The 13282-nt window shown below is 47.8% G+C and carries 9 protein-coding genes; all 9 read right to left on the bottom strand.

Annotation, left to right across the window (positions count from 1 at the left end; genetic code table 11):
* Nucleotides 1-23 precede the first annotated feature (23 nt).
* The 9 genes from AC07KQ_RS05380 to pcrA all read right to left on the bottom strand — a co-directional run bounded on the left by AC07KQ_RS05380 (nt 24) and on the right by pcrA (nt 13237).
* A complete protein-coding gene (locus AC07KQ_RS05380; protein ID WP_020751533.1) occupies nt 24-1235 on the bottom strand; it encodes an MFS transporter in 1212 nt (403 codons plus the stop codon).
* A 593-nt stretch (nt 1236-1828) separates the two neighbouring features.
* Nucleotides 1829-3202: a 23S rRNA (uracil(1939)-C(5))-methyltransferase RlmD gene (rlmD, locus tag AC07KQ_RS05375; RefSeq protein WP_162484116.1), complete on the bottom strand. Its 1374-nt coding sequence runs from the start codon at nt 3200-3202 to the stop codon at nt 1829-1831.
* Nucleotides 3195-4229 carry a diacylglycerol kinase gene (locus tag AC07KQ_RS05370; RefSeq protein ID WP_003564476.1) on the bottom strand — a complete coding sequence of 345 codons (1035 nt, stop codon included), beginning with the start codon at nt 4227-4229 and terminating at the stop codon, nt 3195-3197. Before AC07KQ_RS05370 ends, rlmD begins: the two co-directional genes overlap by 8 nt.
* Before the next feature lie 272 nt (nt 4230-4501).
* A complete protein-coding gene (gatB, locus tag AC07KQ_RS05365; protein ID WP_003578560.1) occupies nt 4502-5932 on the bottom strand; it encodes an Asp-tRNA(Asn)/Glu-tRNA(Gln) amidotransferase subunit GatB in 1431 nt (476 codons plus the stop codon).
* A gap of 1 nt (nt 5933) precedes the next feature.
* On the bottom strand, nt 5934-7388 hold the full coding sequence (gene gatA / locus AC07KQ_RS05360; RefSeq protein WP_013245622.1) for an Asp-tRNA(Asn)/Glu-tRNA(Gln) amidotransferase subunit GatA: 1455 nt from the start codon (nt 7386-7388) through the stop codon (nt 5934-5936).
* Between the two features lie 3 nt (nt 7389-7391).
* Nucleotides 7392-7688 (bottom strand): Asp-tRNA(Asn)/Glu-tRNA(Gln) amidotransferase subunit GatC, encoded by a 297-nt coding sequence (gene gatC, locus AC07KQ_RS05355; RefSeq protein ID WP_003564470.1) that lies wholly within the window; start codon nt 7686-7688, stop codon nt 7392-7394.
* Between the two features lie 51 nt (nt 7689-7739).
* Complete coding sequence (locus AC07KQ_RS05350; RefSeq protein ID WP_003569748.1) at nt 7740-8891, bottom strand: CamS family sex pheromone protein; 1152 nt, start codon at nt 8889-8891, stop codon at nt 7740-7742.
* A 9-nt stretch (nt 8892-8900) separates the two neighbouring features.
* On the bottom strand, nt 8901-10925 hold the full coding sequence (gene ligA, locus AC07KQ_RS05345) for an NAD-dependent DNA ligase LigA (RefSeq protein WP_480156623.1): 2025 nt from the start codon (nt 10923-10925) through the stop codon (nt 8901-8903).
* A gap of 56 nt (nt 10926-10981) precedes the next feature.
* The gene (gene pcrA, locus AC07KQ_RS05340; RefSeq protein WP_013245620.1) at nt 10982-13237 is read right to left on the bottom strand and encodes a DNA helicase PcrA; all 2256 of its coding nucleotides are present in this window, start codon (nt 13235-13237) and stop codon (nt 10982-10984) included.
* Nucleotides 13238-13282: the final 45 nt, after the last annotated feature.

Here is a 13282-nt window from a genome sequence, read left to right as displayed (position 1 = left end):
CCTCGAACGATTCTTTTCAGACTTCACGACTGCTGGTGGGTAACCGGGTGCAATGGATCGTTCAGGGCCGGAATACTCTGGCGAACACTGAAGGCAAAACCCAAAGCCGCCAACAAAATTAAGCCTGTGGCACCAACAAACAACAACTGATAGCTGCCGGTGCCCTCAATCACCATTGCTCCTAACAACGGACCCAATGCGCGACCAGCTGAAGCAAAGCCTTGAATCAATCCCTGATAACGCCCTTGCTGTGCCAATGGCGTAAACAAGGTGACATAAGTCGAGACTGCTGGTAAGGCCAAGACTTCACCCATGGTTAAAACAATCATCGCCACGATGAACGTTATATACTGTCCTGAACCGTTCAACAAAAGCAAAAATGATCCGGCAAACAAGACAAAACCGCCAATCAAACGCAAGCGAATGTGTTGTAATAACCAGCGATCAAAAGCCGTCAAAATTGGCTGGAATAGCACAATTAGTAAGGCATTAATCGTCCACAAGAAACTATAATCCTTAATCGTCAAACCTTCGCCTAACATGAAAGCAGAAATATTACTCTGCCATTGCTCATACATTAGCCAGGTCACAAATAAGGTCACCATCAACATGACTAACCGCGGCTTGGCTGGGTTGCGCTCGCTGTTAACAGTTTGCGTGGTCGCAGTCGCAATCGCCACTTTATCAATTCGATAATGCAACAAAGCAACCACTAAAAATAAGGCAAATAAGCCAGTTGCCAAAGCGAAAACAACGCCAATACCATAAGGCAGCACAAATCCGACAATTAAAGTGCCGATAACCAACCCTAGATTCGATGTAAAGTAGAGAATATTGAACACGACACTCGGTCGTTTATTCTGAATCCGAGTCGCATAGGAATTAATCGCCGTCGTTGTGATACCGCTGCCAAGACCGGACACAACTAACAGCAGTGGATAAGCCGGCCATCCATGGAAGAAAATCAGCATACCGGTCGCAAAGAGATTCAGGCCAATACCAGCAAGAACTGTCCCATATGGCTGCCAATGATCAAATAACCACCCACCGAAACTGTTACCGATCACCATAAACATGGAATTAGCAAAAAGAACAATCCCTGCAACCGTTAGTGGTTCACCTAAATATTCATGCATATAAATCGTTGTTAACGGCCAGATCAGGCTGATCCCGGTATTCGTAATCAACGAACCCAGAAATAACCATTTCATTGCTAAAGTCTTTTGCTGCACCATACTCCCCCATTTCTTGTCACTGCTACTGATCATAAGGGAAATGGCCCTATTATAGCAACTTGAATGAGCAAATATTTAGGGTGTTATCATGATTTGCCCAAAATAAAAGCCTAGTGTAAAAGTTCGAGCTGGTTCCGCGGCAATTCAGGGGTGCCGACTGCGAAGCTTGAGTGGTGGACACAACTGCAAACTCACAAAGAATCAAGATCTTGTCGTTCAGTCAGTGCTTTTGCCAAATACGAGCCTCAATCAACAATAAGATCGACATGCTGATCGTGTTCTAAAATAGAATCATGAGAGCTGGCGGAGCGGCGATGGGCTCAGTGGTGAGATTGGTCTTAGTGGAGTGGTTTTCTCCGCTTAGACCAAGGCCGAGCTTCAAGACCGCGGGCTTTGCGGGCTTGAAGTCGTGCCCACCACGTTCCAGCCCAATCGCCGCGGAGCCAGCTCGGACTAAGGCGAAATCTCAACTGAAATAGAACTGATACTGAATCAACAGATATTCATGCCTGCTACAGTCAAAAAGAGGCACCCGCAGCAATCAATTGATGTGCGGGTGCCTCTTTGAGTTGCGCCATGATAGTTGTGCAGTCTTACTTCGCCAACGCCAAAGCCGTAATACTCTCAATATGCTGCGTCTGCGGGAACATGTCCACTGGCTGGGTTTCCTTTGCTGTGTAGCCAAAGGCGGCTAGCAGCTGCAAATCTCTTGCCAAAGTCGCGGGGTTGCAGGACACATAGACGATCTTTGGCGGCTTCATATAACCGACAGCGTCGATGAAACTTTTATCCAGTCCTTTGCGCGGCGGATCGACCATGAGCACATCCACTGGCAGTTCGTTGTCTTTCCAGCGTTGGATGACCTCCTCCGCCTTGCCGACTTCAAAGGTGACATTATCGATGTGATTGCGCACCGCATTTGCCCGGGCATCGCGCACAGCAGGTTCAACCACTTCGACGCCGTAAACATGTTTGGCATGACGTGCCATCGTCAAGGAAATCGTCCCGATACCTGAATAAGCATCGATCACATTTTTCTTACCAGTCAGACCAGCAGCCTCAATGGCCTTTTTGTAAAGCACCTCAGTCTGAACCGGATTAACCTGATAAAAACTGACTGGCGAGATCTGGAATTCACTGCCTAGCAACTTATCCAGCAAATAGTCCTCGCCGTAAATGGTTCGTGACTTGCGGCCTAGAATGACGTTGGTTCGTTTGTCATTCAAGTTCACAACCACACTCGTTACTTCTGGTAATGCTAAGGTGATCTCTTCGACAATATCTTTGAGATGCGGCACTTGCCAAGTTTGTGACACCAAGACAATCATCATCTGCTTCGTATAATGGCCCCGGCGCACCATGATGTTACGAATAACGCCTTTATTAGCGCGCTCATCATAAGCTGGCACATGGTATTTTCGTAAAAGATCACGCACCACCACAATGGCTTGGTCAATTTTCGGATCTTGAATCAGAAAGTCTTCAATTGGTACGAGGTCGTGGCTGTGTTTTTTATAAAAGCCAGTTTGCAGTTCGCCATTCACGGTACGAACCGGTACTTGCGCCTTGTTGCGATAGCCTAAAGGATTCGTCATCCCGATGGTCGGCAGCACCGCAATATCAAGATGCGCTTTTTTATAAAGTTCTTGAATTTGTTTCTGCTTAAATTGCAATTGTGCCGGATATGCCAAGATCGACAGTGGCGCAATCCCCGTACGGATATAAGTGCTATCTGCACCGGGAACACGATCCGGTGAGTCGCTCAATCGTTTGACAACTTTGGCAAAGCCATATTGTTTCTGCGTTTTGAGGACATGCACCTGCATTTTTTCGCCAGGCAGGGCATCTTCAATGAAAAGCGGAAAGCCGTCAACTTTGGCAACGCCCATCCCTTCATAAGTGAGATCTTGAATGGTAACTTCCAGATCTTGGTTCTTGGTTACAGCTGGTTGGGCCAAATTAGTCATCCTTTTCGTCTTGTGAGCCGATCTGTCCATCACCATCAATATCTTGATGAGAAATGGATTCGACTTCGGCCATGTAGTCCTTCTGCTTCTGCGCGTCCGTACCAAGATTCTTGGTCGGGATCTCGTCTAGATTAGCATACATGGCAATATGTTGCTTCAAATTAATAAACGTCATCGGCGCATCGCCGCCGTATTCACCATCAAGGTTAATTTTCAACGGATCGTCTCCGCCGGCCTTCACCCGCAACTTTTTAGTCTTTGTATAGATAATATTGGGATCATCCACGTGGCGACCACCATTGAAGACAAGCGCCATTAGCTTCAGCAAATTCGCCATGTTCGCTGTTTTAACAATAATTAAGGAGAACTTGCCATCACCAAGTGCAGCATCCGGCACGATCTGCTCAAAACCGCCCACAGAATTGGTAAGGCCGAGGAAAAACATGCTGGCGGGTCCATCATAAACCCCGCCATCATATTCCAGTTTCATCGGCACCGTCCGCACCGCTGGTAACATCTCGGCGCCTTTAATCACATAGGCAAAATAGCCAAAAATAGATTTAACTTCAGATGGCACAGAATAAGTGAGTTCGCTCAACAAGCCACCAGCCGCGATGTTCATAAAATAATGATGATTGGCTTGGCCAATATCCATCGCAAGGGTTTGGCCTTTGAGAATCACTTGGGCCGCCTCAACCGGATCATCCCGCGAAATCCGCAAAGCACGCGCGTAGTCATTGGTCGTCCCTGCTGGAATAATCGCCATTTTTGGGCGTTTTTTAGCTGGTGCGATCCCATTAACCACTTCATTAATCGTACCATCGCCACCAGCAGCGACAATTAAGTCGAAACCCGCTTCAGTGGCACGCTTTGCTTCTTCACGTGCAGAAAAAGGCTTCGGGGTTGTTTGAAAGGTTGAACTTTCATATCCTGCCTGTTCCATGATATCCAAAATGTCGGGGACGAAGCGCTTTAAACCTTCGTTGCCGGATGTAGGGTTGTATATCAAACGCGCCCGTTTTCTCATCGGTCAATGCTCCTTAAACGTTTTAACAATACTGGACTGCTGGCCCGTTGCTGGCGGAAACAGTCTTTGTCATAATCGTGAATCGTCAATGTCTTGCTCAAAAGCTTCAATCATGAGCAACTTTTGAGCCTATTTTTCTTGGTACTTCCCATCTGCTGCCACAATAGCAAGACTAGCAATTTGCGCAATAACCTCGGCATGTAAACAACAAAGAACATTGTCTACATGTCGAGGCTATTATCCGAACTGAATTGCTAGATAGTCAGTATCTCTTATCGTTGCTTAATCTCAGCCATCAAAATCTGGTTGACCACTTTAGGGTTTGCCTGACCATGTGTTTGTTTCATGATCTGACCAACTAGGAAGCCAATTGCCCGGTCCTTACCAGCTTTGAAGTCATCGATACTTTGCTGGTTATTATCGAGAATTTCGTCAATAATCGGGGTCAATTTAGCCGGATCGGAAAGTTGGATCAGACCTTTTTCATGGACCCACTTATCCGGATCAGTATCATGTTGAATGATTTCCTTAAAGACCTTTTTGGCCATTTTACTGGAAATCGTGCCATCACCAATAAGCTTGATCATGCCTGCCAAATGCGCTGGCGTCAAGGCAACTTGCCCCAGTTCAACGTGTTGGGCATTCAAGAAACCGGAAACCTCACCCATCAGCCAGTTAGACGCTTGCTTGGCATCGGCGCCTTGCGCCACAGTTGCTTCGAAGAAATCTGACATTTCCTTCGTCTGCGTCAAGACACCGGCATCATAAGCTGGGATTCCCCAGTCTTCGATGTAACGCTGCCGGCGCTCTGCTGGCGGTTGCGGTAACGAGGCCTGAATGTCGTCAATCCATTTCTGGGAAACAGCCACTGGTGGCAGGTCTGGTTCAGGGAAGTAACGATAATCATCGGCGCCTTCCTTAACCCGCATCAGAAGCGTTTCTTTAGCATCTGGATCCCAGCGCCGGGTTTCCTGACGCACTTCACCGCCGCTCAAAAGCACAGCCTGCTGCCGTTTTTCTTCAAATGCGAGGCCATCGCGAACATGCACGAAGGAGTTCAGGTTCTTGATTTCGGTCTTGGTACCAAAATGTTCCTGTCCAATTGGCCGCACTGACAAATTGGTATCAACCCGCATAGAGCCTTCTTCCATCTTAACGTCCGAAGCCCCTGTGAACTGAACGATTTGGCGCAAGGTTTCCAGATAAGCATAAGCTTCTTCTGGACTGGTGATATCCGGTTTGGAAACAATTTCGACCAGCGGTGTGCCTTGACGGTTCAAATCAACATAGGAATAACCATCGTCTTCGTGCTGGTTCTTCCCGGCATCTTCTTCAACGTGCAGTTCTGCGATACCAATCTTTTTCTTCTTACCGTCAACTTCAATTTCCACCCAGCCATTGGTGCCCAAAGGCTTCTCACTTTGAGTGATTTGATAAGCCTTAGGATTGTCAGGATAGAAATAGTTTTTCCGATCAAAATGAGTCAAACGCGTGATGTCAGCATGCAATGCCAGCCCCACCATGATGCCAAGTTGATAGGCCCCGCGATTGATGCTCGGCAAAACGCCTGGGAATCCCCAGTCAATCACGTTTGTCTGGGTGTTGGGTTCCTGACCATAAGTGACAGGTGATGGTGAGAACATTTTCGATTTGGTTTTCAACTCAACGTGGACTTCAAGCCCGATTGTTGTTTCAAAGTTCATCTTACTTGCCCCCCGGGATCTGTGCTAAGTAGTCGTTTTGTGCTTCAAAAGCCGCAGCAACTTGGAAGATCGTGCTTTCGTCAAAATGTTTGCCGATCAGCTGTAAGCCGACTGGCATGCCATCAACGAAACCAGCTGGCACGGATGCCGCCGGTAAGCCGGCAAGATTGACCGGAATTGTCAAAATGTCGTTCATGTACATGGTAACTGGATCGGTGACTTTTTCGCCAATTTTGAACGCAACGGTTGGGGTTGTCGGTCCAATAATCAGATCATAATCTTTGAAGACATCTTCAAAGTCACGGGTAATCAAAGTTCGAACCTGCCCTGCCTTTTTGAAGTATGCATCATAAAAGCCGGCTGACAAACTGAAGGTGCCCAGCATGATACGTCGCTTGACTTCTGGGCCAAAACCTTCGGATCGAGAACGAACATAAACATCCTCAATATTTTTGACATCCTTGGCGCGGAAACCATAACGAATGCCATCAAAGCGCTGCAGATTGGAGCTGGCTTCGGAGCTGGCGATGATGTAGTAAGATGGCACCGCATATTGGGTATGTGGCAGTGACACTTCTGTCACCGTCGCGCCCATGTCTTCGAACTGCTTGGCAGCTGCTTTAATCTTATCCGCAATCGCTGGGTCAACCCCTTTGCCTAAGTATTCCTTTGGCAAAGCGATCTTCATTCCCTTGATATCCTGACCGATTTTGGCGGTAAAGTCCGGTACGGGTGTGTCCGCTGTGGTGCTATCACGTTCGTCATGACCAGCAATCACATTCAGCAACTGCGCAGCGTCTTTAACATGTCGAGTCAGCGTTCCGATCTGATCAAGGCTGGAACTAAAGGCAATCAAACCCCAGCGAGAAACGCGGCCGTATGTCGGTTTGACCCCGACGATGCCGTTAAAAGCAGCAGGCTGACGAATGGAACCGCCTGTATCACTGCCCAGTGCGGCAATCACTTCACCAGCTGCGACAGCTGCCGCGGAGCCGCCTGACGACCCACCGGGAACGCGCGTGTGATCCCAAGCGTTTTTAGTCGTTTTAAAAGCGGAGTTTTCTGTTGACGAGCCCATCGCGAATTCGTCCATGTTGGTTTTACCAACATTGATCGCACCGGCTGCATCAAGCTTTTGCATAACGGTCGCATCATAAATCGGATTGAAGTTGGCAAGCATCTTGGACGCTGCCGTCGTGACAACGCCTTTGGTGACAATGTTGTCTTTGATAGCAATTGGCACACCGGCTAGTGGTTGATCGTCAGCAATACCGGCTGCATCGACTGCAGCAGCCTTTTCCTTGGCGCCATCAGCATTCAGTGCTAAGAAGGCATCTACTTCAGCATCCAACTGGTTGATGCCGGCCAATGTCTCGTCAACCAATTGACTGCTGGTCACCTTGCCGGAGCGCAACTGCTCATGCAATTGATCGATACTGGTTTTAAAGTAATCCACGCGCTAGTCCTCCTCTTTATCGATGATCGCTGGAACTTGGATCAACGTGCCCTTCTTGGTCGGCACATTTTTCAACAAGTCCGCTACCGGCTCGCCTGGCTTAGCGACATCCGCTCGCATCACATTTTCCAGATGAATACTCTGGGTAGTTACCGGCACATCTTGCGTCGGAACACTTTCTAGTTGTTCAACCATATCGAGAATCTCGGAGAGCTGGCTGGTGTATTTCTCCAGTTCCGTTTCAGAAAATTGCAACTTGGCCAATCCTGCCACATGCGCAACACTGTCTTTAGAAATCATGCTATCCCCGCTTTCAGTTTCATTATCATTCGTAGTTTACCATAGATTCGGCTAATAACTCCCGAATACATGGGTATAAAAGCCTTTGTCGCCAGAACTTCGCGATACAAAGGCCTGCATGCCTTGCGTGCTCTGAATCGTGATCTCAATCGGCACGCCAGAAGGTAAATACTTGCTTGCGGCCGTTGAAATATATTGCGTAAAGCTCTGAATCTCGGTCAACCCATAAAACTGTGTGTTAACCGTAATGTTCATGCCGGCTAGATTACCACCTTCATAATGCGCCTGTGCCGTAATCCCAGCTAAAGTCGGGAAGAAGCCCTTCACTTGGTTCGTAAAATTCGAAAAGTCATTGGCCACGGTACTGTTAATCGCCTTATGATCGCTCACCACTGGCAACACTTCATTCTGTTGGTCAAGCTTCTTCCAATCGCCTAAATTGGTGCCGGTTTTACTGGTTGTCTGCTCGGTATAAACACCGCCAACGAGACTATCTTGTTCAGCATTCTTGTAGATACCGACAATGATCGGAATATTATTCGGCACTTTACTCATGGCGCGTAAACGAGCGACGACCTTGGCAGCGATTGCTTCACCTTGTTTCTTGATCGCCTCATCGGAAATTTCGGTTTGATACTGGGCACCGTATTCCGTCTTTGTATAGTAATCAACCTTATTCATCCCAAGCGCAATTGCGATTCCGCCCAGCTTCATACTGTTACCGTCTTGCACCATGAAATCCTGCTCTAAAATCTGCTGCAAATAAATCGGATTGCGAGTATCAGGATCAGTTTTGCCATTATCAACCGGATTAAGGCCGTCTTTGTTGTCCTTGGCTTCACGTTTCAGCCAACTTTTAGCGGTTGCCGTACTTAACAACTGACCTTCTTCAAAACTATATTTGTCAGTTGGAAACTGTGCTTTGGCTAGGTTTTCGAGACCACTTTCCATACTTTTAATATTGAAGTTGTTCTCGCCTTGATCATTCTGCTGCAGCGTCAAACCACGGGCGCTGCTCGTCTGATAACGTCCGTTTTTGATAACACCTTGATACATACTATTATCAACCGTGCCGGTGGTTTGGTAACTACCGGTTTTTGTGCCACTAGTACTGCTGCTGCCACTGTCAAAATTCAACTTGCCACAGGCTGCTAACAACACCGCAGCCCCAGCCAGCAAAGTTAACGTTAAAAATTTCTTCATTGATGTTCCTCAATCCTTCAAATTCGCCAGCAATTCCGTCTCATTCATGATTGGGACATTCAAGCTTTGTGCCTTTGCCAACTTACTGCCAGCCGCGTCGCCAGCGATCAGGAGGTCCGTTTTCTTTGAAACTGAACCTGTGACCTTGGCTCCTAATCCTTCTAGCTGCTTCGTGAGTGCTGGCCGCGAAAACTCGGCAAACTTACCGGTAATCACAACGGTTTTACCTGCAACAAAATTATCTTTGACCACTGGTTTGGTCGGTCCGGTGTAACGCAGGTTAACATCAGCTTCGCGCAACTGAGTGATCAACTTTTGAACCGTTGCGGCTTTAAAATACGTCACGATCGCTTCCGCAATGGTCGGCCCGATGTTTGGCACATCTGCGATCGCCTCTTGACTGGCGGTCATCAGATGATCCAAATCGCCGAAATGCTCGGCCAGAATTCGGGCGGCTTTACCGCCAACGTGCCGAATGCCCAACCCAAAGATTAGGCGTTCTACCGAGTTTTGCCGACTGTTGTTGATCGCACTTAACAAATTATTAATTGATTTTTCTTTAAACTTATCTAATTTCGCCAGATCCGCAGCTGTGAGGTGATACAAATCAGCGACATCTTTTACCAGATGCTTGGCCTGCAACTGTGCCACAATCTTCGGGCCTAAGCCATCGATATTCATCGCGTTGCGAGACGCAAAATGGGTGAGCTGCTCTTGGACCTGTGCCGGACACATCGGGTTGATGCAACGCAAAGCTACTTCATCGTCGAGATGGACCAGTTTTTGGCCACATGACGGGCAGACCTCTGGAATCGGCGCCGGTGGCGTATCCACTGGACGTTTAGCAACCAGTACCCGCGAAACTTCAGGAATAATGTCGCCTGCTTTGTGCAACATGACGGTGTCGCCGATGCGAATATCTTTATCACGAATCATATCCGCGTTGTGCAACGTGGCCCGTGCCACTGTGGTTCCAGCAAGCTGAACGGGGTCCATCACGGCAGTCGGCGTGACCACACCGGTTCGACCAACTGTCCAGACAATGTCATGAATGACGGTCTCTGCTTCTTCAGGTGGGAATTTGTAGGCAATTTCCCAGCGTGGCACTTTAACGGTGTTGCCTAGTTGCGCTTGCAGCGCCAAATCGTTCACTTTCAAAACGATCCCATCAATTCCGTAAGGCAACTCATCACGGTCGGTGGTGTACTTCTTAATATAGGTGTCAATCGCCTGCATGTCACCAGCCACTTCTGAACTTGGATTTGTTGTAAATCCAAGTGCCTGCATAAACGCAATCGCCTCATGCTGCGTGGTCACGTTAAACTGCTCTGGTTCAATTAACGTATAAATGAAGGTATCCAGCTCTCGAGCAGCGGTGACTTTGGCGTCTAACTGTCGGAGTGATCCAGCTGCCGCGTTACGTGGATTGGCAAAAGGCGTGCCGCCCTCAGTTTCCTGCCGCGCATTCAGCTTGGCAAACGCCGCCTTAGGCATATAACATTCACCCCGTACCTCGAGTGAAAGTGGCTGCTTTAACTGCTTGGGAACTGACGCAATGGTCAACACATTTCTGGTCACATCTTCACCGACATTACCATCACCACGTGTTGAGCCTTGAACGAGTTTGCCGTTTTCATAAATCAGAGATAAAGCCAACCCGTCGATTTTCAACTCAACATTGTAATCCACCGGATGGCCGACATTGCTTTGCATGCGAGCATCCCATTCACTCAGCTCTTCGAACGAAAAAACATCGCCCATCGACAACATCGGAATTGGGTGTTGCACCTTGGCAAAGTCCGAATTAATGACATCGCCGACTTCTTGAGTTGGCGAATCAGGCGTGACTAGCTTGGGATAAGCCTCCTCGAGTGCCTGTAAATCGCGATAATGATCGTCATAGACGTTATCGGTCACAGTTGGCGCATCCTTGGTGTAATACTCAAGACGCCATTGATTCAGTTGCTTCCGAAGCTTTTCGACTTCCGCCTGAGCTTCTTCAAGTGTGAATTGTGCAGCTGGTTTTGCTAACACAGCGAGCCTCCTCTAAAAATATGCATCCCGACATTTCTGAGTCAAACTGCGAACGCTTATGATGCCACTTTGACAATCGGAGCAAAGGCAGCTAGCAGTCGTTTGATGCCGTTGTCTTTAAAAGCAATATCGAGTTCTTGATCATCGCCGGTACCCGTGACTTTCACCACGGTACCAGTCCCCCACTTGCGATGCTTCACCTTGTCGCCAGCTTCCCAACTGGTTTTGCCTGCACCTGTTGTTGGCGCGGCTTGCACAGTAACGGGTGTTGCTGTTTTTTGAGCAGCGTGCCGGCTATACGGCGAGCTGAATGCGCGGTCAGTACGATTAATAAATGGAATGTCACTTTTTGGCTGGGTAGTGCCAATGACTTCCAACAAGTCAGGATTAATTTCTTCAATGAAACGGCTAGCAGGATTGTTTTGCCGTTGACCATACAGCATCCGGCCATAGGCATTGGACAGATACAGCTTCTGTTTGGCGCGGGTAATGCCGACATAAGCTAAGCGCCGTTCCTCTTCGAGCTCGCTTTCATCCATGGAAGCCCGACTCAATGGAAAGAGTCCTTCTTCCATCCCCACTAAAAAGACAACCGGAAATTCCAGTCCTTTAGCAGCGTGCAAGGTCATCAAGGTAACTTCTTGTGCATCTTCTTCAACGTCATCCTGATCCGATAACAGCGCCAATTCAGCCAGAAAATCAACGAAAATGTCGCTGTCTTCATTTTCCGGCTGATACCGGGAATCGAATCCTTGGGTCACCGAAAGCAATTCTTCTAAGTTTTCGATGCGGGTATCGGCTTCCAGATTGTGGGCCGCTCGCAGTGTTGATAAATAGCCACTATCCTCAAGAATTGCCTGCATCATCTCGGTCACGTTTAGATCTTTTCGCCGTGTACCCAGCTCCTGGATCATTTTACCGAACTTAGCTAACTGTCCGCGAGCTTTACCAGCAATCGGACTGAGTTCAGCATTCGCCGCTGCTTCCAGCAAGGACCAGTCATGCTCATTGGCAAAGGCCTCTAACTTCTCAACGCTTGTGTTGCCAATACCGCGTTTTGGTTCATTGACAATTCGATTAAAACTCATATCGTCTTCCGGATTGACCACTAACCGGAAATACGCTAGCGCATCGCGAATTTCCTTGCGATCATAGAACTTATGCCCGCCAACCATTTTATATGGAATGTTGGACTTCACAAACGCTTCTTCAATCGCCCGCGACTGCGCATTGGTTCGGTACAGAATCGCAAAATCACCATATTTGCGATGATTATCAGCGATCTCTGCTTCAATTCGGCGAATGACAAAAATAGCTTCATCAGTTTCGCTTTGAGCGCGGTAATAGGTAATCTTGTCGCCTTCGCGATTTTCCGTCCATAACGTTTTGGCTTGGCGATTCTGATTATTCTGAATCACATCATTGGCCGCACTCAAAATAGTTTTAGTTGACCGATAATTCTGCTCAAGCAAAATGACTTGCGCCTTTGGATAGTCTTTTTTGAAATCCAAAATATTCTGCATATTGGCACCACGCCAGCCATAAATGCTCTGGTCGGCATCACCAACCACACATAAATTATGGTAGCCTTCTGCCAACATATGCACGAGCTGGTATTGCGCTTCGTTAGTGTCCTGATATTCGTCAACATGAATGTAGCGGAACTTACGCTGGTAGAATGCCAGTGTTTCTTTGTCTTTTTCAAAAAGCACGATGGTCTGCATGATGAGATCATCAAAGTCCAATGCCTGATCACTGCGCAGACGCTTTTGATATTCCGCATAAACCTGCGCCACAACTTTGGTGAAAGGACTGTTAGCCTGTTCATTGGCATAAGTTTGTGGCTCCACGAGTTCATTTTTAGCGCTCGAAATAGCACCTAAAATGGATTTAGGATCGTAGCGCTTTGGATCAAGATTGAAATCAGCCAAAATATGCTTCACTAGCGTCAGTTGCTCAGCAGGATCAGCAATCGTAAAGGCACGGTTATAGCCCAGTTTGTCAATGTCGCGTCGTAAAATTCGGACACAGAGCGCATGGAACGTTGAGACCCAAATATCGCGCGCAATCTCAGCATCAACCAACTTGCCGACCCGCTCGCGCATCTCACGGGCGGCCTTATTTGTAAACGTGATGGCAAGGATGTTCCATGGATTGACGTGCTTTTCTTCAACTAAATAAGCAATCCGATGAGTCAATACCCGTGTCTTGCCTGAACCGGCACCAGCCATAATCAGCACTGGCCCTTCAGTCGCCAACACCGCCTCAGATTGCTTATCATTCATACCCTTTAATGCGGCATCCATTACCATTTAACGAATCGTCCTTTCAGAAAAACCAAGTGAAAAATTCCTTGA

Source organism: Lacticaseibacillus sp. YLM2-1, assembly GCF_056583465.1.
This window is presented reverse-complemented; position numbering and strand designations above follow the sequence as displayed.